Annotated in this window: 22 protein-coding genes and 1 riboswitch; of the genes, 18 read left to right on the top strand and 4 right to left on the bottom strand. The window is 48.6% G+C overall.

From position 1 onward, the window contains the following. The first annotated feature begins 5 nt into the window (after positions 1 to 5). From ACO6VX_RS11075 to ACO6VX_RS11050, 6 genes are all read left to right on the top strand, one after another. Entirely contained in the window at positions 6 to 755 is a 750-nt protein-coding gene (locus ACO6VX_RS11075) for a fimbrial biogenesis chaperone (RefSeq protein ID WP_242462814.1), read from the top strand. Then, a complete protein-coding gene (locus tag ACO6VX_RS11070) occupies positions 745 to 3279 on the top strand; it encodes a fimbria/pilus outer membrane usher protein (RefSeq protein ID WP_242462815.1) in 2535 nt (844 codons plus the stop codon). Before ACO6VX_RS11075 ends, ACO6VX_RS11070 begins: the two co-directional genes overlap by 11 nt. A 13-nt stretch (positions 3280 to 3292) precedes the next feature. Further along, positions 3293 to 4384 (top strand): fimbrial protein, encoded by a 1092-nt coding sequence (locus ACO6VX_RS11065; RefSeq protein WP_163852295.1) that lies wholly within the window; start codon positions 3293 to 3295, stop codon positions 4382 to 4384. 9 nt (positions 4385 to 4393) lie between these two features. Then, positions 4394 to 5122 carry a fimbrial biogenesis chaperone gene (locus ACO6VX_RS11060; RefSeq protein WP_163852297.1) on the top strand — a complete coding sequence of 243 codons (729 nt, stop codon included), beginning with the start codon at positions 4394 to 4396 and terminating at the stop codon, positions 5120 to 5122. Positions 5123 to 6016: 894 nt separating this feature from the next. Continuing rightward, positions 6017 to 6865, top strand: a complete 849-nt coding sequence (locus ACO6VX_RS11055; RefSeq protein ID WP_422458131.1) for an alpha/beta hydrolase — start codon at positions 6017 to 6019, stop codon at positions 6863 to 6865. Positions 6866 to 6936: 71 nt separating this feature from the next. Next, positions 6937 to 7980, top strand: a complete 1044-nt coding sequence (locus ACO6VX_RS11050; RefSeq protein WP_249654783.1) for a DAPG hydrolase family protein — start codon at positions 6937 to 6939, stop codon at positions 7978 to 7980. Between the two features lie 401 nt (positions 7981 to 8381). Here ACO6VX_RS11050 and ACO6VX_RS11045 read toward each other — a convergent pair whose 3' ends face one another. Further along, positions 8382 to 8960 carry a helix-turn-helix domain-containing protein gene (locus tag ACO6VX_RS11045; protein WP_422458130.1) on the bottom strand — a complete coding sequence of 193 codons (579 nt, stop codon included), beginning with the start codon at positions 8958 to 8960 and terminating at the stop codon, positions 8382 to 8384. A gap of 63 nt (positions 8961 to 9023) precedes the next feature. Here ACO6VX_RS11045 and ACO6VX_RS11040 point away from each other — a divergent pair, with 63 nt between their 5' ends. From ACO6VX_RS11040 to ACO6VX_RS11030, 3 genes are all read left to right on the top strand, one after another. Next, on the top strand, positions 9024 to 9536 hold the full coding sequence (locus ACO6VX_RS11040) for a GNAT family N-acetyltransferase (protein WP_163852305.1): 513 nt from the start codon (positions 9024 to 9026) through the stop codon (positions 9534 to 9536). Between the two features lie 195 nt (positions 9537 to 9731). Next, the gene (locus ACO6VX_RS11035; protein WP_010247507.1) at positions 9732 to 10361 is read left to right on the top strand and encodes a LysE family translocator; all 630 of its coding nucleotides are present in this window, start codon (positions 9732 to 9734) and stop codon (positions 10359 to 10361) included. A gap of 185 nt (positions 10362 to 10546) precedes the next feature. After that, entirely contained in the window at positions 10547 to 10975 is a 429-nt protein-coding gene (locus ACO6VX_RS11030; RefSeq protein ID WP_072008782.1) for a GFA family protein, read from the top strand. A gap of 91 nt (positions 10976 to 11066) precedes the next feature. On the opposite strand, the gene ACO6VX_RS11025 is transcribed toward ACO6VX_RS11030, so the two are convergent. Further along, positions 11067 to 11621, bottom strand: a complete 555-nt coding sequence (locus ACO6VX_RS11025) for an AAA family ATPase (protein WP_262419638.1) — start codon at positions 11619 to 11621, stop codon at positions 11067 to 11069. 275 nt (positions 11622 to 11896) lie between these two features. Here ACO6VX_RS11025 and ACO6VX_RS11020 point away from each other — a divergent pair, with 275 nt between their 5' ends. The 8 genes from ACO6VX_RS11020 to ACO6VX_RS10985 all read left to right on the top strand — a co-directional run bounded on the left by ACO6VX_RS11020 (position 11897) and on the right by ACO6VX_RS10985 (position 18504). Further along, the gene (locus tag ACO6VX_RS11020) at positions 11897 to 12784 is read left to right on the top strand and encodes a hypothetical protein (RefSeq protein WP_422458129.1); all 888 of its coding nucleotides are present in this window, start codon (positions 11897 to 11899) and stop codon (positions 12782 to 12784) included. A 268-nt stretch (positions 12785 to 13052) separates the two neighbouring features. Further along, complete coding sequence (locus tag ACO6VX_RS11015; RefSeq protein WP_422458128.1) at positions 13053 to 14171, top strand: alkene reductase; 1119 nt, start codon at positions 13053 to 13055, stop codon at positions 14169 to 14171. 16 nt (positions 14172 to 14187) lie between these two features. Continuing rightward, positions 14188 to 14502, top strand: coding sequence for an ArsR/SmtB family transcription factor (locus ACO6VX_RS11010; RefSeq protein WP_033786852.1), 315 nt, complete (start codon positions 14188 to 14190; stop codon positions 14500 to 14502). 277 nt (positions 14503 to 14779) lie between these two features. Next, positions 14780 to 15325, top strand: coding sequence for a cysteine hydrolase family protein (locus ACO6VX_RS11005; protein ID WP_033760158.1), 546 nt, complete (start codon positions 14780 to 14782; stop codon positions 15323 to 15325). Positions 15326 to 15388: 63 nt separating this feature from the next. Beyond that, positions 15389 to 15508, top strand: a riboswitch (TPP riboswitch). Positions 15509 to 15639: 131 nt separating this feature from the next. Continuing rightward, the gene (locus ACO6VX_RS11000; protein ID WP_422458127.1) at positions 15640 to 16578 is read left to right on the top strand and encodes an FAD-dependent oxidoreductase; all 939 of its coding nucleotides are present in this window, start codon (positions 15640 to 15642) and stop codon (positions 16576 to 16578) included. Further along, positions 16568 to 16765 carry a sulfur carrier protein ThiS gene (thiS, locus tag ACO6VX_RS10995; protein ID WP_033780144.1) on the top strand — a complete coding sequence of 66 codons (198 nt, stop codon included), beginning with the start codon at positions 16568 to 16570 and terminating at the stop codon, positions 16763 to 16765. The genes ACO6VX_RS11000 and thiS overlap by 11 nt, the downstream gene beginning before the upstream one ends. 2 nt (positions 16766 to 16767) lie before the next feature. Then, positions 16768 to 17526: a thiazole synthase gene (locus ACO6VX_RS10990; RefSeq protein ID WP_010247482.1), complete on the top strand. Its 759-nt coding sequence runs from the start codon at positions 16768 to 16770 to the stop codon at positions 17524 to 17526. Positions 17527 to 17535: 9 nt separating this feature from the next. Continuing rightward, the gene (locus ACO6VX_RS10985) at positions 17536 to 18504 is read left to right on the top strand and encodes a HesA/MoeB/ThiF family protein (RefSeq protein ID WP_045140169.1); all 969 of its coding nucleotides are present in this window, start codon (positions 17536 to 17538) and stop codon (positions 18502 to 18504) included. A gap of 9 nt (positions 18505 to 18513) precedes the next feature. On the opposite strand, the gene ACO6VX_RS10980 is transcribed toward ACO6VX_RS10985, so the two are convergent. Then, a complete protein-coding gene (locus tag ACO6VX_RS10980) occupies positions 18514 to 18927 on the bottom strand; it encodes an ASCH domain-containing protein (protein WP_010247476.1) in 414 nt (137 codons plus the stop codon). A gap of 252 nt (positions 18928 to 19179) precedes the next feature. After that, complete coding sequence (locus ACO6VX_RS10975) at positions 19180 to 19722, bottom strand: DsbA family protein (protein ID WP_122889319.1); 543 nt, start codon at positions 19720 to 19722, stop codon at positions 19180 to 19182. 317 nt (positions 19723 to 20039) lie between these two features. Here ACO6VX_RS10975 and ACO6VX_RS10970 point away from each other — a divergent pair, with 317 nt between their 5' ends. After that, positions 20040 to 20309, top strand: a complete 270-nt coding sequence (locus ACO6VX_RS10970) for a hypothetical protein (protein ID WP_010247470.1) — start codon at positions 20040 to 20042, stop codon at positions 20307 to 20309. Positions 20310 to 20374: the final 65 nt, after the last annotated feature.

Genomic DNA, 20374 nt, shown 5'->3' with positions numbered 1-20374 from the left:
ATATCTTGGCAAACAAAATTACCCCTGCGCTTATACTGCTGCTGATGACTCTTTCCTCACTTGTTCATGCAGAAGTAGTTATTAATGGCACGCGAATCATATTGCACGAGAAAGATAAAGAATCTGTAATGCAACTTAAAAACAAGGGAAAAATACCTTATCTGTTACAGTTATGGATGGACAACGGTAAGCCTGAAAGCAAACCCGGAGAGGAAAAAATTCCTTTTCTTATTAATCCTCCAGTAATAAGAATCGATCCGGGTAAAGGACAAGCTGTCAGGATACTGGCAACCAATCCTGATCTGCCGAAAAATATCGAGTCACTCTTTTGGTTTAATATGCTGGAAATACCGCCTGAGCCAAAAAATACCACCCTGGATAGTAATAACAAGTTGCAAATGGCATTCCGTACACGAATAAAGTTATTTTATCGTCCGGAAGGTTTAACGCCCGCTCCTTTGCAAGCCTATAAAGACTTAAACATTAGCCTGAGAGGTAATAATTTAATAATAAAAAACAACTCCCCTTACTTTATTACATTTAGGAAACTAGAGGTACGAGAGGATGCGCATAGCCCTTTGATAGCTTCTGTCATAGATTTCCCTTCCAGGATGGTCAATCCGAAAGGAAGTATTGAATACACATTAAAAAAAGATTCCAGTCAGACATTGGCCGGAAAAAAAATATTTTACAGCGTTATTAATGATTACGGTGGAGAATCAAAAAATGAGCAGGTATTGGGGAATGCTATCTGAATTCACAGGACCAGTACTAAACTTTAAACCATTATTTAAAATCGCTTTTATTACATCGATATTTATTCCTATCGCTTATTCTGATGAACCTGATAGTGTCAATTTTAACAGCAGTTTTTTAAGATCCGATATCGATGTAAAGCAGTTTTCGGATGGAAACCCTATACCACCAGGAAATTACAAAGTAGATTTATATGTTAACGGAAGATGGAAAGGGGCTGCTGACATATCATTCATTTTAAAAAATCCTGATTCTTTGATTGCGGAACCTTGCTTTGACCTGAAGCTTGTAGCCATGCTTGGTCTTGATGTTGAAAAATTAGATAAAAGTGCCGTGGTAGCGATGAAAGCAGGGAATGTTTGCCAACGGCTGACCGATATCGCACCCATGTTACAGGTGAATTATGATTCATCAACGCAACAAATTAATTTAGACATCCCGCAAGCTTTCCTTATGCGTAGGGCGCGCGGTTATGTGAGTCCCGAACTGTGGGATAAAGGTATTACCGCTGCTACTCTGCAATATGACTACAACGCATATAGCTCGCAGATGTCTGCGGGAAATGATCTCTCAACACAATATCTGGGGCTGCGCGGCGGAATCAACTGGGATGTTTGGCGCCTTCGTTACAGAGGCACCTTCAACTGGAGTAGTGGAAATAACTGGCAATATGACAATACAAATACCTATCTTGAGCGCGCTATCGTACCTCTCAGGAGTAAGTTGGTGCTGGGGGAATTTACCACCGATGGTCAGGTATTCAATAGTATTGGCTTCAAAGGTGCACTACTTGCTAGTGACGATCGTATGTATATGGATTCACAACGCGGCTATGCCCCTGTTATTAATGGAGTAGCAAACACAAACGCCTTGGTATACGTCACGCAGCGTGGTACTCGTATTTATGAGACAACAGTTCCACCAGGCCCTTTTACAATTGATGATCTCTATCCCACTGGCTCTGGCGGAGATCTTTTAGTCACAGTGAAGGAGGCTGATGGAAGCGAACGCAGATTTACCGTGGCCTATGCATCCATTGCTGAACTTTTACGTCCAGGTACTACACGTTACAGTCTGATGGGTGGTCGTTATCATAACGCTTCCTTAAATGAAGAACCCACAATAGCTATGGGGACGTTGCGACACGGTTTTTCTAATATCGTTACTGGCTACACGGGTCTGCTAGGCGGAAAGGATTATCAGTCTGCTTCTGGAGGCATCGCCCTGAATACGGTACTGGGTGCAATATCATCTGATATAACTCATGCAGAAACACGCATAGACGATGATGTGCGTAGCCGTGGACACAGCGTAAGCGTATCATTTGCAAAAATATTACCTTTGACCAATACCAACATTACCCTGGCAAATTACCGCTATTCAAGTTCTGGTTTTTATACTATTGACGATGCAATGCTACTACGTGACTCGGTGCATCGCTACAGAACCGGATATTACTCAAACAGTATCAATAGAAAAAATCGTTCACAACTAAGTGCGACTCAAACGATTTCAGATAAGCTTGGTAGCATCAATTTCAGTGCAAGTACGCAGGATTATTGGAATCGGACAGGTAGAGATAGTGAATACCAGTTGGGTTACACAAATCAGTTTCACTGGTTTAACCTCAATGTTAATGCTAGCCGTACACGTGATTTGGTGCGAGGCAAGTGGGATAATAAAATTGCCATTGGCATATCTTTGCCGTTGGGTAACAGCGCTACATCTACATATCTTAATTCGACCTACGTTAAAGACAATGAGCATGATGGCCTTCAAAATTCCATCGCAGGTACACTAGGCGAAAACAGACAATATAATTATAGTGCGTTTGCCAGTGTTGACAAATACAACAACGTCGGAACAAAAAACACTGGAGGAGCAAATGCCAGTTGGAGTGCAAAATATGCTAATTTAGGTGGTAGCTATTCAAGTGGAAACGGTTATAAACAGTATGGTGCAACGCTTTCAGGAGGCGTAATTGGTTATGGGAATGGAATTGTTTTCACTCCGATAATGGGTGACACCATGGCAGTGATTGAAGCTGATAATGCGGCTGGCGCAAAAATATCAAATAACACCAGCCTTAGCCTTGATCGTTCAGGCAAAGCCGCCGTTCCTTATCTTACCCCCTATCGGCAGAATACGATCGAGCTCGACCCTAAAGGTCTGTCAACTGATGTTTCGCTTGATATTACCAGCCAGAATACTGTGCCAACAGCTGGTGCCGTCGTATTGTTAAAATATAAGACAGATAAGGGGTATTCAGCTTTATTGGATATCAAAACTATCAATGGTGCAGAGTTACCATTTGGGGCAACCTTGAGTGATCAAGAAAATAGAATAGTAGGTTATATATCTCAGGGTGGGAGAAGTTTTGTTCGCGTTAAACAACCAGCGGGTGTTCTCTTGGTTAAATGGGGGGGTAACATACCTCACCACTGTAACATAAATTATCACTTCAATGTTGATAGCCCTGCAGTTGATAACAAAATGCGACATGCTGATGTGCTATGTAAATAAAAAGGAAATAAAAATGAAATATAAAAAAATACATGCAAATTTGTTGATCTTATTTTTTTTTGCAGCCTGCAGCTTTAAGGCCATTGCAGATGGTAAATGGGTTGACTGCAAGAGAACTCAGGGATATTACCAATATTTTGATTCTACGACCGTTCAGGTGGGTAAGGATTCCCAGGTAGGGGATATGTTGGGTACCTGGTTAACATCCTCAAACCCAAGTGCATGGTCATGCGTACATGACCCTAAAGCAGAATCTATTTCACCACAAATGGCGGTACAGGGTTACCCACCCTATCGGGTATGGGGCACAACACAGGCTGATGGGCAAACCTATAATGTCTATGTAACTGCCGTCAAAGCTGGGTTAGGTTACATCGCCCGCTGGCGCTATAAAATTAAAGGCCAAGCCAGTGAGTGGTACCCGCTTACTGTATCAAATGGCGTATATCAGACGCCGGCTGAGCTTTTTACTGTCACTTATGATGATGGCCAACCTTACTTTATCGGTATTGATATACAAATCAGATTTGTAAAGACGGCTGATAGCTTAAGAGCAGGTACTATGGCAGTATTTGATCCCATGTATTTGCGGCATATGCAGATCAGTGAAGGCAGTACAGATTATGGAACTTTAAGTTACATGATCTCTGAGTTTTTAGCTGGAGGGTTGAATATTTCAACAACAGGAGGAACATGTACCACACCTGATGTTAATGTCAATTTACCTGCGGTAAGCAGGTCTGAATTTACAGGCATTGGATATACCACTGCCATGACTAATTTTAGCCTTAATTTTAGGCAATGCCCGGCAGGCCTTGCTAGTATAGGCTACTCACTAACCCCTGTTACTGCGATACTCGATAGCAATAATGGTCTATTTGCACCAGATTCAAATTCGACTGCAAGCGGTGTTGCATTTCAGATGCTTAATGAACAAGATGTTCCTGTCACATTCAATACTGTTTATTTACTGGATAATTACGATCCTAATCAGGATAACGCCAATTATGATGTTCCTTTGAAAGTTGGGCTTTATCAGATTCAGAATAATGTCTCATCAGGTAAGATAAGTGGCGCAGCAACCTTTACAGTAAGTTATAAATAAACTGATTATATGAAAAAAATAAACGGGCTCACTGAGAATATAACTATTCTTTTTTTAATTACACTTTTGACTATGAATAGCGGGCTAGCAAAAACATACGTTAATAAAACCAGGGTAATAATATATGCACATTCTAAAGAAGAAACGTTTAACATTATTAATGATGGAACCAATCCGGCTTTGATACAAAGCTGGGTTGACGAAGGGGATCAAAACATAGATCCAGGAAGGTTGAAGGTACCTTTTATCGTTCTCCCTCCGACATTCAGATTAGATGCAAAAAAATCACATGCTCTGCGCATCATTTATTTTGGAAACGGCAGAGAAAATACTGAAAGGCTATTTTGGTTAAACGTCCTTGAAGTTCCGACTAAAAAAAGCTCATCAGATGAGATTAATTTTCAGTTAGCATTTAGAACAAGAGTGAAACTACTACTTCGCCCTGACTTTTTAAAGGAAAGCACTATTGAAGATGCTGTGGGTAAAATAGAATTCATCCCCACAGTTGATGCCAAAAAACCTGAAATGGGAATATCCAATCGTTCACCTTTTTTTATAACACTAATCAGTGTTAGTTTTAAAGATGGAATGGTATTAAATAATCTACCTAACGATGGTTTGATTGCACCATTTTCAAATACAATAGTGAATATTCCTTCAAGCATCACGGCTAACCAGAAAATAACTTCTTTTGAATATGTAAATGATTATGGAGTTATTGTTAAATACAACAAATAATCCTGAACACAAACGAGAATATGAAAGTTGAAATTAATTTCCGTATGTCATCTATCAGACTACTGATAATAGATTCTCTCGCTTTCGGCACATTCCAGGATTATCAAAATTCTTAGATAAAATAGTAAAAATCAAGGAAAAGGTGCCTTAAGAATGGCTAACCACTACACTAATAAAGTAACGTGTTTCGCATGTAACTATAACTGTCAATTAATTAATGGAAGTGCTGAACCCATTTATCATTGCAATTTAAAAAAGGCAATATCTTGGCCTGACAACAATATTTATTTCAGAGAAGGTTTACATCATCTTCTTTTTCGTGAGGAGACCCGGATCTTTTGCCGTGGACATATTTTTCTCGATTTTTCATTATATAATATTCGTTATTTTACTAATAGGGACTGGATTCAGCTCCTGAAATCTCTAGGTTTAAAAGTCATCATTATCTGTGATCCCATAATGGCCCCACTGGCAGCATTCTGGTACCTCCAAGAATCGATTATCTACACAATTCTCTTTGCCAAAAACGTTTTCAATGAATTGGGAAGCATTAGTACTTATCCTGCCAGCAAATATATAACCAAGGAAAATACTAGCATTAAAGCCCTTAACAACCTTGAATTTAAATTCATATCTCTAATTCTTAATGGTAACTCAATAAAAAGAATATCTACAATTCTAAATGTTAACTTAAAAAAATCTTACAATATTTACCAATCGATTTGCCGAAAAATGGGGGTGGACTTAAAATTGCTTCTCAGACTTCATTGCTAAGAATGAGATGAGTGAGCAGCATAATATTTGACTGTTTCAACATCTAGCTTGGTTAAGTAAACCATTTACATGGTGACTAATTGAAAAAATCTAACCTTTACTTATGAATATGGGGTAGTTATGCAAAATAAATTGTACCGGGGCATGATTGAAACCGAACTTAATAATGCTTACAACAATACTGCAATTGTCAAAGACTTCGATGGATTATTAAAAAAACTACAAGCGAGAAGTCGGCCGCTCTACAAAAAGTATCACTGGATCCGTGATCGGTCTTATGGCCGTAAGCCCCGGCAACGCTACGACTTCCTGTCATCTGGTATAAAAAACTCGCCTACTTATATTTTTATACATGGTGGGTATTGGACAAATTGTAATAAAGAAGATTTTGCCTTTATTGCGCAGGGACCTCACGCAAACGGCATGAATGTCATTCTGGCTGAATATACTCTTGCACCTGATGCAACAATGACAGAAATCGTTAATGAAATCGGGCACCTGATTAAGAAAATCAAAGACGATCAGGATTTTCTAGGGGTCCGCGATAGTCCGCTATACCTGGCTGGTCATTCCGCAGGTGGACATCTTGCCTCACTTTACCGCTCACATCATGCTATATCCAGGGTACATATGATCAGTGCACTCGTGGATCTTAATCCGATAAGTATGTGTTGGTTGCAAGATAAATTAAAGTTAACGCCTGTAGAAATAAAATTATATAGCCCACTTTTTCATCTGGAAAAAGGTGCTCCAACGCTGGTTTCGGTTGGTGGCGATGAGTTACCTGAACTTATAAGGCAGTCAAGCTGTTATGCAGACGAATTAGTCAGGATTGATAAATCAGTGAAAATGTTTACTCTTCCCATGGCAACCCATTTCACCATATTAGATGATTTAGCTAATCCTGATGGGTTTCTTATGAAGCAATTCATGACTCTGAAAAAACCGGGCACTCCTAAAATATACTAATTTATTAGGCTGTAGTAATAATTTCGGTTCTTATGCAGTTTTATCTATTCGCATTTTTAAAAGGCTACAACATGAAGTTAAAACTCTCACGCCGTAAATTACTAAGAAGTATTCCTTTACTGACGGGTAGCGCTCTTTTATCACATTCGTTACTTAATAATGTTTATGCCACGAGCGGTTCGTCTGTTTATAACAACTCATCAGTAACTGAAAATTTATTTAATGCAGGGGCTTCATTAAACAAAACTCTCATAACCTATTTTCAGGTGCCTATGCAAAAACGTTTGAGGGTCAATGAAAAAGAGATACAGGGAAAGCCCTATTCGCACTTCTTTAACAGCAGACTTGATGCTCCACTCGAAATGGTTACTTCTCTGGAAAAGGGCCCATTAGCAAAAAATCACATCCTGCCTCCGACAATTGAGGGGCTAAAGGTTTTATTAGAAGATTTTGATAAATATCCACCATCCGGATACGGTGTAGTTGAAGATGGGCCATGTGCTTATGCGCAAAGCCAGCATCTCTTTCCTGGAGTAACAACGGATATGTTCAGGTGGTGGTTTACCTGGCATCCAGTTGAAAGTGAGCGTTATTATCTGTGGTTCCCTCATGCACATATTCATAATTCTGTTGCAGATCCTAAGCGATTAGCTGATAGCAGTCTGAGTTATGATAAGCGCCTATACGGAAACCCTAATCACATAATTGAATATATCGGTGAGAACTATCTCGATGGAATTATTAATTTTGACGCTCCGGAAAGCCTGGGTTTAGATAGTGAACTACTGAGACGAAACAATTTCACCTTTAACGCGAGTGGCATAATTACCCCTTATGATCATCCCTTAACACCACTGGTCATGATGATTCATCTTGGGCGCGATACTCCAACTGGTATGCAAATGATAAACCGTTACTGGATAGGGACACATCCGTCGTGGAATCGCTTTTCAAATTTTCCAAACGGAGCAAAGCTTTCTGAAGAATACATTACCAGGGCAGGTATGAACGCAGAATCGTTAGAGTTATTTGCATATGAAATGGCAGTGCATGATATGACAGAATTTACGTCGCTGGGACGCTTCCTGCCTCATATTTATAAGGAATTCGCCTGATAACAGATAAGACAGGAAAATATCAGACGCCAGCGAATATGAAAGATTCCATGAGTATTGTTGTGTTTTGCCGGGGCCTCTGTCCCGGTTTTTTTTTACCTTCTCTGTTTAACCGAATATATTGAGTATGTGCCATAACGAACTTAAGAACTTCGGTGTATTTTACCCACCATCGACTGCAAAGACCTGCGTAATTCCATGGGTCAAAAGCTTCATTAATTATCCCCCGGACGATATTTATGGAGTCAAAACTATTTCATTTTTAATCAGCAACTCTTATTTTTAAATATAGTCCTGCTGATACCGGTAATCGCTGCTTTTAAAAAGTTATCAGCCATTATGTTCTTCCTCCAATCGAGTCATTTTTTACGTATCACTTGTTTGTGTACGTCACTGGTTAATCAGGCAGGCCGGAGTACGATAACGGCATATCGACAGCCCTGAGTCGTTTTATTTCTGAACACGCAGTCAGCCGGATCGCCCAGTTGCAGACAGTCGCCAGCAGCCATCTCATAGGTGCTGGAACCTGCTTCAAAAGTCAGTGTCCCTTCAATTAACCATATCAGCTGGCGTCTTGAAACATAGGAGATTGCCGGCATCGGCACAGCGGTATTTGCCGGCAGTTCGACACTGACCAGATCGACCGGCATCTCGCCCGGTGAAACGTGGCGACGCAGATAGCCGGTTTCCGGATCCTGCCACACCGGCTGATTTTCGTGCCTGACCAGCGTCCCGGTTTGCACTTCAGTCTGAGCAAGCAGCTGAGAGATGGTCATATCAAACGAGCCTGAGAGGCGCGCTAACAGAACCGCCGTCGGGCTGCTCTCCCCACGCTCAATCTTATGGATCATCGCTCGTGAAACGCCTGAGTTATCAGCCAGCTCGGTAAGTGACCAGCCGCGTTTTTCCCTTTCCTCTTTTACCTTCTGACCGATGCGGAAGTTCAGGCTGTCTTCTTTGCTGGACTTTTTATCTAACATAATGGATAACTATCATAGTGAACAATTCATCTACTTTAGTGAGTGAGCAAAGGGGTGTCCACCATGATTATCCGTGCGGCTGTAGAAAGCGATGCTGAAATCATCGCAGAGATTTATAACGATGCGGTGCTTAACACCACAGCCATCTGGAATGAAAATCGTATTGATGTGGCTAACCGCATCACGTGGATAAACAGCCGCCAGCAGGCCGGTTTTCCTGTGATTGTGGCGACAGACGACAATGATGATACCGTGCTGGGATATGCCTCTTATGGTGACTGGCGTCCCTGGGACGGATATCGTCATACGGTTGAGCATTCGGTTTATGTTCATAAAGATGCACGAGGTAAAGGCGTGGGTGCCGCCCTGATGCAGGGGCTTATCCAGCTTGCTCGCGAAGCCGGGAAGCACATTATGGTGGCGGCGATTGAATCGGAAAATGCGGCATCCATTGCCCTGCATAAAAAACTGGGATTTATTGAGTCTGGCAGAATGACGGAGGTTGGAACTAAGTTTGGACGCTGGCTGGATTTGACATTTTTGCAGCTGCGTCTGGATGACCGTAAACGACCCTGAGTTGTCCCTTAAAGCGAATCCTTTGATGATACTTCCGGCAGGATGCCGATCCCCGCAGAAGAAAGCTATGTCTGGAAAACGTTTGATTGCGCAGATCGTTTAAAGCGAGAAACGAAGCCGCAGCGAACCAGGAGATAGCAAATTTGCACGTCAGCCGATATAACAGATAAATAACAACCCATCGCAGAGGACATCATGGCGCTTTCGCACGAATTAATCCTGATCTTCACCACCTACTTTGTCGCTACAGCCAGTCCCGGGCCAAGTAATATGGCGATAATGGGAACGGCAATGAAAAAGGGCAGGGGTGCCGCACTGGCGCTGGCTGCGGGTGTCGTGAGTGGTTCGATGCTCTGGGCGCTGCTGGCCGCCTGCGGTGTGCTGACAGTGCTGGCCACCTTCGCACAGTTGCTGATCGTGTTAAAAATTGGCGGAGGGTTATATCTGTTATGGCTGGCGTTTAAAGCCGGCAAATCTGCTTTACGCCGCACTGAGGCCAGCGATTTTAAAGCCAGCGATGAGCGGGTCGCATATGGCAGACTGTTTCGTCAGGGTATCCTGATGCATATCGGCAATCCCAAAGCGATTCTTACCTGGGTGGCCATTATGTCGTTTGCATTGAAGCCGGATGTGGTCGCCGCCACGCTGCCGATAATCATCTGCGGCTGTGCGGTGATTTGCGTGGTTGTGTTCGGCGGTTATGCTCTGCTGTTCTCAACCGCCATGATGGGCGCATTCTACCGTCGCATTCGTCGCGGACTCGATGCGCTATTAGCCTGCTGCTTTGCGCTGGCAGGGCTGAAACTGGTATTCAGCCGCAGTTAATACTGATGAAGGTGTACGAGGGGTTATCCGCTTCTGGCTCAAATCCGCAAAAGATCATGTAATGAGCCGGAGCGGCATTAAATTAACAAGGTTGCGGTAGCGCTTCAGCAGCCCCTTACTTTAACACCACTATGATCAGGCAAGTAGTCAGACAAACCAGGAATCTGAGTGAACAGGATGATGAAATGAAAGGCGCATGTCTGTGTGAAACCGTTGCTTTCGAAATATCAGTAACCCCCACGCGCTATTACCGTTGTCACTGTTCTTTGTGCAGAAAACAGAGTGGAACCGGCTATAACCTGGCAACGATCGTAAAAGAGAGTGACTTTAGCTGGATTTCCGGTGAGAGCCAGATCGCGTCATGGCGCAAACCCACCGGTTATCGCAACGATTTTTGCGCCAGCTGTGGCTCCACAGTGCCTAACCGGTTGCGTGGCAGGCCTTATATCTGGCTTCCGGTTGGTTTACTCAGTGAGCCTGCCGATATGCAGTGCACAGGTGATTATTGTACTGATGACGCCATGCCCTGGGACACAATCCGTTCCAAGACAAATCATTCCGGACCGGTAGAATCGCTGGACTCTCTTCTGACGAGCTTAAAGCTTATTGATTGATGGCAGTGGTGCTTCTTTGTTATTCAAAAAGGGTTACTGAGTCAGAGCGACCCTATTAACGGAAAACACAAATTATTCCGACAGCCTGTGTTCATCGATCATTATTCGTTAGCTGTAATCCCCAGTAGTCAGAACAGGCTTTAACATCGCGGGGAGAAGGAAGCAGAAGTTTTGGCAGTCTGACCTGGTCGTAAAGCTTTTTATGGTGCTTTCGATTTTGCGGGGCAGTACGGAGAATATATTTCAGCATCTCCAGGTTCATATGCTCTCTGCCCATCCCCAGACCGCCAATACGCGGAGTGGATGAGTAACATCTGCGAATGTACCGCAGCAGTGCCACTGTCACTTTTACATCCAGCAGAATTAAGCCTGTGGCACGAGCGAATCGTTCTTCAATGCATTTGGTGTAATTACCCTCCATCACCCATCTTTCCTGGCTCACCGCTTCAGCATGCAAACGGAGAAATTCTGCCGGTGCTCTGGGCACCCATTGACTGTCCGGAATATGGTGAAGCTGATCCAGATGAACTGCTGGTAGATCTGTTTTGCGAGCAATGGCCTCAGCTAAGGTCGATTTTCCGCTGTTCGATGGACCCATAATACAAATGCGTGGCCCAAGCGCGTCTAATGGAAGTGCACTATTCACAACGTTTCCTCTGAATTAACCCTGTCTGAAAATGGATAAATGCGTACTGCTCTGAAACTTTCCTGTGCACCCCGCAAAGTCTTAAACGCTGCCGGGAGCCGTTGGCTGGTCAGCCTGAGGATTTTGAACCTTTTCTGGATCAAAGTCAGGCCGCAGCGGCGATGATAGCCAGACTTGCCCTGAGACGTCTTAACCCAGGCAGCAATAAGATTTCGGTAAAGATTGGTTACATTTTGCCGATAAATTGTTCAACCAATCAAACCGTAGAGGGCATTATGGGGTTAATCAATGGCGTGACAACAGAGGTGGCAAGAGGATATTTAGCCACGCTCACCGTAACAAACAGATCTGAGAACACGACTAAAGAAACTATCACCGGAAAAGAATTACCTGCCAGTGTGGTGGTGATCTCGCCCGAGGCAAGAGCGCGCCTGGTGCAGGCTATCGCTGAGCCCATTGCGGCAGAGCAGCAGGCCAAAAATTCAGAGGAACTGGCAAAGACAAAGTCATCCGGTCAGGGACCGTCCGTCAACCTCGGATATGCGTTATTCAACGATCCCTACACCAGCTGGGACGCCAGAACATTTACTCCGCTTCTGAGTATGACGGCTGCCAATACGCAGACCGCTATGGATGAGTTTGCCGCTGCACTCCATGAGGTGCTGGCTGAAGGCCAGGTGGGCCGTAATCAGTACGATAATTCGGATACCTCGGAAGCCATGGCGCTGACCCTGACGCAGTCTAAGCTCCATAAACTGATAGAAAAATATGTCTCCGGCGATAACCAGAAGCAGGCGAATGAGATTGCTGATGAGATGATAAGCGTCAAAGTCGCCATTCGTGAACGTCAGACGTTGCTGGGAGCACAGGATACGCTGGCGTTAGCCATACGTCATGGAACACGCGACATGCAGGAGAGCGCACGTGACTATCTAAGCCAGGTTAAGAGCGCAACCGCACGGCCACAGGTGGAGCTGGCCGGGATGATGGAAGCCATGAAGTCGGGCCGTGATATGGACTCTGTCTTCAGCACCTTTGCCGATTTGATTCGTGCCACGCCGAATCCTGACAACAAAGCACAGCCCTCGATTGATGGCGCACTCAGTCAACTGGAGGTTTATCGCCAGCAGTGGCAGGCGTTCACTGAAAAATACGCTTCTTAATGTTCTTATGATCCTGCAGGCAGCACCTCCGTCCCGGCGAAGCAATTTGCCTGAAAGCGGCGTCTGCAGGATCTCCACCTGACTTTACGCAGTCAGGCGCTGCGCTGAGAGACTGTTAATCCCACGCGCTGTCAGCACTCCACCCAGAAAGTGACTATCTGCCAGAAACTGCAGATACCGCCCTGGACAAAAAGCACAGATTACACATTTACAAATTTAAATGTGTAAATATAATGTCGCCTCTTCACACATCAGAGGATTTTTTGTCATGCCGTCACTTTTTACCCCCTTGAGTCTGGGCGACCTTCAGCTTCGTAACCGCATGGTACTGCCGCCACTGACGCGCTGCCGCAGTGAACAACCGGGCAACATTCCCGGCGAGATGATGGTGGAGTATTACCGCCAGCGTTCCAGCGCGGGGCTGATGATCACCGAAGGCACCCAGATTGAGCCTCGCGGGCAGGGCTATGCATGGACGCCGGGGATCCACAGCGAAGCGCAGATCGCCGGCTGGAAAAAGGTTACAGAGGCAGTACATCAGCAAGGGGCCACGATTTTCTGCCAGCTCTGGCATGTTGGCCGCGTGTCGCATAATGAACTTCAGCCGGGCAAGCAGGCACCCGTTGCCCCTTCAGCCATTGCAGCCGATAACGTCCGGGTATTTATTGAAACCGGGCCTGGCGCCGGCATATTGACCGCACCCAGCGAGCCACGCGCACTGACTACATCGGAAGTTAAAGAGATTGTAGAGCTTTACCGACGCGCGGCGGAGAATGCCAAAGCGGCCGGTTTCGACGGTGTGGAACTGCATTCCGCCAACGGTTATCTGATTAACCAGTTTATTTCTGAGCACACCAACTTCCGTACGGATGAATATGGCGGCTCTGCTGAGAATCGTCTGCGCTTCCTGCGAGAAGTCGTTGAGGCGGTCAGCTCGGTATTTGGCAGCCACCGCGTTGGCGTCAGATTTGCGCCTCTGTTTACCAGTACCGACGAAGAGCGCGTCTATCTCGGCCTGGTTGAAAGTGATCCACATGCGACCTACATCCGCGCAGCAGCCCTGCTGAACGAGCTGGAAGTTGGCTATCTCTCCATTGCCGAAGCCGACTGGGACAACAGTCCGGAGATGCCAGAGAGCTTCCGTGTCGCGCTGCGGGAAACATTCTGCTCTCCGATCATCTATTCGGGTCGCTACACGGCTGAAAAAGCGCAGCATGTGCTGGAAAAAGGCTGGGGCGATCTGTTTGGTTTTGGTCGCTCATTTATCGCTAATCCCGATCTGCCCGCGCGGATTAAATCAGGATATCCGCTGAATGAGGTCGATCACGCCTCCCTGTATGGCGGCACTGAGAAAGGCTATACTGACTATCCATTTTATCCATCCTGATATTCTGTGAGGCGGCATGTCCCCCGAAAATGCCCTGAAGTTACTGTCCAACCCGACCAGAGTGGCAGTGCTGAAGTGGCTTAAAGATCCTGACGAAGCGTTTGCGGGCTATACCCAGCTCTATCCCTTCGATCAGTATGGCGTCTGTGCCAGCCTCATACAGGACAAGGCGGGCTTATCACAGCCCGCCACCTCGTTATGCCTGAAAGCACTTCACAATGCGGGGCTGGTTGAAGCCAGCAAAGTCGGGAAATGGACTTACTATCGCCGTGCCGAACCGCGCATTCGTGAAATAACCGATGCGGTAACCCAATCGCTGCAGGCGCTTTAAAAGCGACGGCGTACAGGGTAATGTAGATGTCAGCGCCATCCTTCTGAGGGTGACCTCACCGAACGCATTAACTCAGGGTCAGAAAATGTTTATGTCAGTTCAGTCTTTCACAACCGTCACCACCACCACCACCACCACCACCACCACCACCACCACCACCGCCTCTGGCGGCGGCGTGAGCGACTCTGTGACTGGCACCTGACACAACTGATTCTCACTCCCCGCCGAACCGGACGGGGAGCTGTTCTCCGTTCTTAAAACTGAATGGAGACAGGTCATGGTTACATCTGAAAGTGCACTTTTAATTATCGACATGCAGCAGGGCCTTTTTAATGGTCCCGAGGCTCCCTTTGCCGCAAATTCGATCTTGTCGAACATCTCACTTCTGATTACTAAAGCCCGGGCTTCTGCCGTCCCCCTCTTTTTCGCACGCCATATCGGCCCGGATGATTCCCCTTTTAACGAGCAAAGCCCGCTGACGCGCCTGATCCCGGAATTGCAGGCTAACCCGCAGAGTGATGTCGTCTTCACCAAAAGATATCCCAGCTGTTTCAGGGATACTGGCCTGCAGCTTCAGCTGAAGCAAAAGGGCATTAAGCAACTGGTGATTGCGGGGATGAAAACGGAGTTCTGCGTTGATACTACCTGTCGGGCAGCCCCGGAGCTGGGTTTTAACGTCGTACTGATTTCCGATGCGCACACCACCGTCGATAATCCCCACCTCTCTGCGGAGAAGATTATTGCGCATCACAACCAGACGCTGGCGGGCCCCTTTGTGACGCTGGCAACCGCAACTGACTGGCATTTCGGTTCTGCCGGTTAAGTCCGATTTTCTGACCCGGTTCCATGCAGTCTGCTTGACGAAGCTGTCTGCTTAACTTACAACTAAACCCGTCAGGGGAGTCTCGCCAGAGAGACTGAGAGGCTAATAGCGCACCGCGCGGCTTAGCGACCCTTAGAACCTGACCCAGTTGATACTGGCGTAGGAAGACGGGTATCTCATCAGATACTTGCCGCAGGGGCGCATTCGCAACGTTCCTGCCTTTTCCCTCTGTATCACGGGTCTTCGTTAACAGATAACGAGGCCAAATTGAAAAATCTCATCCTGAATCTTTCTTTTCCTGTCCGGTGGACACCATGAGCCGCTGGTCGGTGCTCGGCAGCGGCGTTGCCGGGCTTTGTGTCGCCACGCTGCTGCTGGAGCGGGGAGAAACGGTCGAAGTTATTACCCAGCCTGACTGCCGTGCGGCCTCGCACTGGGCGGGCGGCATGCTCGCGCCCTGGTGTGAAGCAGAAAGCGCACCGCCACAGGTGATCGAATGGGGCCAGCACGCGGCCAGCTGGTGGGCGAAACGCGTTGATGGCGTGGAACAGCAGGGCACGCTGGTGGTTGCTCCGCCGCGTGACAGCCGCGAACTCACGCGCTTCGCCAGCATGACGCAGCATCATCAGTGGGTCTCTCCCGGTGACATTGAACCCGCACTGGAAAACCGCTTTGCCCGCGGCCTGTTTTTCGCCGCAGAGGCGCATCTCGATCCGCGCCGCGCCTTGCAGCAACTGCGCGACAAACTGCAACAGGCTGGCGTCCCCTTTCACAGCGGTAAACCCGGCGGCAAAATCATCGACTGCCGTGGCATCCACGCCACCGATCGGCAGCCAGCCCTGCGCGCCGTGCGAGGCGAAATGGTGATCCTGCACACATCCGACGTACAACTCTCCCGTCCTGTCCGGCTGCTGCACCCGCGCTTTCCCTGCTATCTGGTACCGCGTGCCGGGGGCCACTTCATGCTGGGTGCCACCATGGTCGAAAGCCACGACAGCAGCCCGATCAGCGCCCGGGCGATGATGGAACTGCTCAGCGCCGCTTACAGCCTGCATCCGGCACTGGCCGAAGCGCGGATCGTGGAGAGCGGCACCGGTCTGCGTCCTGCTTACCGGCAGAACCTGCCGGAAGTCCGCTACGAAAATGGGCGTTTCTCACTTAACGGCCTCTACCGCCACGGCTTTTTGCTGGCCCCGATCATGGCTGAAAAACTTATGCTGCAACTGACTCAGGAGATGACTCATGCGCGTTGAACTGAATGGACGCACGATTGAAACCAGCGCAACGACGCTGGCGGAGCTTATGGCGGAGCAGGAGATCGATCCGCGGACCGTCGCCACCGCGCTGAACGGGGAGTTTGTACCGCGTAGCCGCTATGCCAGCCAGCAACTTGAGGCGGGCAACCAGCTCGAAATCCTGTCACCGATGCAGGGAGGTTAACCATGTTCTATCAATTTACTCCGCAATCCCGATTTCTGCTCGGCACGGCCGGTTATCCGTCACCGGACATTCTGCATCAGGCGATCAACGCGTCAGGCGCGGAGATTATTACCGTCAGCCTGCGGCGGGAAGGCAGTGAAGGCGGCGCTTTCCGCACGCTGCTGCAACAGCTCAACAAACGTATTCTGCCGAATACGGCGGGTTGCCACACGGTGAAAGAGGCGGTGACGACGGCGCAGATGGCGCGTGAACTGTTCGACACACCGTGGATCAAGCTGGAGGTGATTGGCCATGCCGACACGTTGCAGCCCGATCCTTTTGCGCTGGTTGAAGCCGCGCGGATTCTGTGCGCTGACGGCTTCCAGGTGTTTCCCTACACCACGGAAGATCTGATTGTCGGCGAAAAATTGCTGGAAGCGGGCTGTGAAGTGCTGATGCCCTGGGGCGCGCCGATCGGCTCCGGCCAGGGGCTGCGTAATATCGAGGGGCTGCGCGCTATGCGTGCGTGGTTTAAAGATGTGCCGTTGATTATTGATGCGGGCATTGGCGCACCTGGCCAGGCGGCTCAGGCGATGGAGATGGGTTTTGATGGCGTGCTGCTCAACACGGCGGTGGCAAAAGCGCGCGATCCGGTGCGCATGGCCGGTGCCTTTGCTGCTGCGATCCACGGCGGACACGAAGCGTTTCAGGCGGGATTGATGGAGCAGCGCGACATGGCGTCTGCCTCTACGCCTATTTTTGGTCTGGCACAATTCAGTTAAGGAGCAGCGATGGAGCGTTATCAGCGACAGACGATGTTGCCAGAGATTGGTGAAGCGGGGCAGCAGCGGCTGAGCAGGGCAAAGGTGCTGGTGGTGGGGGCGGGCGGGCTTAGTGCGACGCTGCTGCCGTTACTGGCAGGCGCGGGTGTGGGATTTATCCGTCTTTACGATGGCGATCGGGTTGAACTGCACAACCTCCACCGGCAGACGCTGTTTGGCGTCGACGATGTGGGCCAGCAGAAAGTATTTTGCGCTCAGCGTGCGCTGGCGCAGCGCAATCCTGACTGCCACGTTGAGGCGCATCCACACGCGCTAAGCGCCAGTCAACTGCCGCAGGCGCTGGAGGGAATCGATCTGGTGGTGGATGCGGCGGATAACTTCGCTATTACTTATCAGCTCTCCGATGTCTGTTATCCGGCAGGCCTGCCGCTGATCTGCGCCTCGGTGCTGGGACGCAAAGGCTATGTTGGCGGATTCTGTGGCGGTGCGCCTGGCTATCGCGCGCTGTTCCCGCAGCTACCCACGGCCTCGGGTAACTGCAATACGGCAGGCGTAATGGGACCGGCGGTAGCGACGCTGGGCGCAATGCAGGCACAGATGGCGCTGAGCGTATTGTTAAAACTAACGCCATCGCCGCTCGGCTGCATGATCCACTGTGACTTTGTTGACTGGCATATCAGGCAGTTTCGTTTTGATGACGCACCTGAACCTGACGCGCCCGGCACGCCCTTTATCGATCGGGCCATGCTGATGGAGGATGATTGCATAGTGGAGTTGCGCAGCCTGGAAGAGGCACCGGTCAGTGTGGCCGAGCGGGTGGTGCGAATTCTGCCGCAGCAGATAGCGGCCTGGCAACCGCCGGTCAATCAGCGTGTGGTACTGGTGTGTGCCAGTGGCATGCGCGCAGCCCAGGCGGCTGAGAACCTTGCCGCGCGGGGGATTGCGCGGCTTGCGCTGGTGGCGGCAAACACGCTGTAGCGTGCCGGTTTAGACCACCTCGACCAGCTGGAACGTCTCGAAGATCAGCTCCATTTCGCTGTGAAAATAGCCTTCACGCTCGAAGTAGCGCTGATGTTCCTGACGCCAGTGGTCGAGGCTCAGATCGCCTTCACCCTCCAGCATCGCCATCTCTGGCGTGACGCGATCAAAGCGCGTCAGAAACAATCCGGTGGTGCGGATCACGCAGACGGGCTGCTGTTCGCCGTTGAGAACAATGCTGTAACCGCCCGGTTGAGGCAATGCTTCCTGATCCTGCCAGCTCCGCAACGACCCGCAGGTAGCTACTTTCTTACCGGCAATAATCAGCGTTGCGAGCTCGCTGGCTAATTCCGGGGAGTCACCAAATGCATCTGTGAAGGCACCCGGATATTTGTCCTGCAGTTGTTGCAGCGTCATCGTCATCAGCAAATCCTCAATGAATTAGGCGTGCGGGCCCGGCGTAAGGTCAGGTTATCGCCATGCAGGCCAGCGGTGCCGTTAAGATGAACAACAGCAGCGGCTTTAATCCCACCGTCTGCTGCTGATAGCGGTACAGCTTACCCGGCCTCCACATGGGAAAACAGGCTTAATTATCAGGATATTGAGTTTGCGCGTGAGTGGGGTCGCAAAGGAGAGACTCAGTCTGGCGCGGCCAGGCACAGCCGCGCACTAATATTAACGAATCAGAAAGCTTGCCCAGTGCGCTATATCGTCACCGCTGCTGATTTCGGGCTGTACCAGACCGTTAACCATAAAGGTTGGTGAAACGTGAATGCCATTCTGGCGGGCATATTTGCAGTGCCATTTAATGGCGTTCTGCAGGTCGGGCTGATCAAATGCGGCGCTGGCATTCACGCCGCTGACCTCTTTCAGGCGGGCGAGGATCTGATTCGGCGTGGCATCGCGGTTCGGACCGGTACAGTGATCGGTGAACTCAAACTCTTCACGGTGATCGGCCACCGCCTGCATCACCTTTTTCGCGGCCTCTTTACTTTCGCAGGCGGCGGCAAGGATATAGCGCACTATCAGTCCGGAATAGAGGTGCCACGGCTGTGATTGCAGACGGATCTTCAGGGTGATGTTCTCTTCACCCGCGTGCGCCAGTAGCGCGTCGAATTTATTGAAGGCGCGCACCGAAAAAGGACAGGTGGGTTCCAGAAAGACTTCAAAGATCTCAGGGCCGTGGCCCCATACCAGTACATCAGCGTGCTGACTCATCGACAACTCCTTGAACATTAACGAGACGGGAAACCTGTTTACCCTGGCAAATCCCTCTGACATCAGCCAGTTAAGAATCAGCTGCAATTGTTACAAAAAACAGCAATCAGCTGATGAGTCGCGTGTAATACGCGACAGGCAGGTCCATTAGTCGTTAGAATTGCCAACTTTGGCATTTTCAACTGCTGGCACGGCGTAGCCGCCCACGAACAGCTATAGTTGTCAGCAGTGTGCAATCTTTTGCAGGATGCAGCCATTTAAGCTGCTTCACTGCTGTTTGTTTGCCCGGAGCTGATAAGCGTTAGAAGAGGTTAATTTTGCATACCGATCTCACCTGGAAAACTCTCCATCACGTCATCAATCAGACGATCTCTGACATGCTTGACGAGCAGCAGACCATTGATGTGTTATCACTGCGCGCCCGCCTGCATGAACTGGCTGAAAAAGAGGAGGATGAGGTTATGCTGCTCTGTTACTGGCAGGCGAGCAAAATTCTGATGCGATTACCCACGACCGTCACCGCCAGTCAGTTAATGACCGCGGCACGCCACGCTTTTCGCACCCCGCTGAATCACGATCTGCTTTAAAGGCTGCGTCCTACACAAACATCAGGATGGTCCTCACTCAAGCTTCAACAGCGTGTTCCCTTATT

The organism is Pantoea sp. BJFS-204, from assembly GCF_049310725.1.
Taxonomy (GTDB): domain Bacteria; phylum Pseudomonadota; class Gammaproteobacteria; order Enterobacterales; family Enterobacteriaceae; genus Pantoea; species Pantoea agglomerans.
This window is presented reverse-complemented; position numbering and strand designations above follow the sequence as displayed.

Coding starts and splice junctions, on each gene's coding strand:
- ACO6VX_RS11020 (WP_422458129.1), top strand. CDS start 11,897: ATGGGGTTAATCAATGGCGTGACAACAGAGGTGGCAAGAGGATATTTA.
- ACO6VX_RS10990 (WP_010247482.1), top strand. CDS start 16,768: ATGTTCTATCAATTTACTCCGCAATCCCGATTTCTGCTCGGCACGGCC.
- ACO6VX_RS11045 (WP_422458130.1), bottom strand. CDS start 8,960: ATGTTAGATAAAAAGTCCAGCAAAGAAGACAGCCTGAACTTCCGCATC.
- ACO6VX_RS11015 (WP_422458128.1), top strand. CDS start 13,053: ATGCCGTCACTTTTTACCCCCTTGAGTCTGGGCGACCTTCAGCTTCGT.
- ACO6VX_RS11055 (WP_422458131.1), top strand. CDS start 6,017: ATGCAAAATAAATTGTACCGGGGCATGATTGAAACCGAACTTAATAAT.
- thiS (WP_033780144.1), top strand. CDS start 16,568: ATGCGCGTTGAACTGAATGGACGCACGATTGAAACCAGCGCAACGACG.
- ACO6VX_RS10985 (WP_045140169.1), top strand. CDS start 17,536: ATGGAGCGTTATCAGCGACAGACGATGTTGCCAGAGATTGGTGAAGCG.
- ACO6VX_RS11060 (WP_163852297.1), top strand. CDS start 4,394: ATGAAAAAAATAAACGGGCTCACTGAGAATATAACTATTCTTTTTTTA.
- ACO6VX_RS10975 (WP_122889319.1), bottom strand. CDS start 19,722: ATGAGTCAGCACGCTGATGTACTGGTATGGGGCCACGGCCCTGAGATC.
- ACO6VX_RS10980 (WP_010247476.1), bottom strand. CDS start 18,927: ATGACGATGACGCTGCAACAACTGCAGGACAAATATCCGGGTGCCTTC.
- ACO6VX_RS11005 (WP_033760158.1), top strand. CDS start 14,780: ATGGTTACATCTGAAAGTGCACTTTTAATTATCGACATGCAGCAGGGC.
- ACO6VX_RS11010 (WP_033786852.1), top strand. CDS start 14,188: ATGTCCCCCGAAAATGCCCTGAAGTTACTGTCCAACCCGACCAGAGTG.
- ACO6VX_RS11040 (WP_163852305.1), top strand. CDS start 9,024: ATGATTATCCGTGCGGCTGTAGAAAGCGATGCTGAAATCATCGCAGAG.
- ACO6VX_RS11050 (WP_249654783.1), top strand. CDS start 6,937: ATGAAGTTAAAACTCTCACGCCGTAAATTACTAAGAAGTATTCCTTTA.
- ACO6VX_RS11000 (WP_422458127.1), top strand. CDS start 15,640: ATGAGCCGCTGGTCGGTGCTCGGCAGCGGCGTTGCCGGGCTTTGTGTC.
- ACO6VX_RS11070 (WP_242462815.1), top strand. CDS start 745: ATGCTATCTGAATTCACAGGACCAGTACTAAACTTTAAACCATTATTT.
- ACO6VX_RS11035 (WP_010247507.1), top strand. CDS start 9,732: ATGGCGCTTTCGCACGAATTAATCCTGATCTTCACCACCTACTTTGTC.
- ACO6VX_RS11065 (WP_163852295.1), top strand. CDS start 3,293: ATGAAATATAAAAAAATACATGCAAATTTGTTGATCTTATTTTTTTTT.
- ACO6VX_RS11030 (WP_072008782.1), top strand. CDS start 10,547: ATGAAAGGCGCATGTCTGTGTGAAACCGTTGCTTTCGAAATATCAGTA.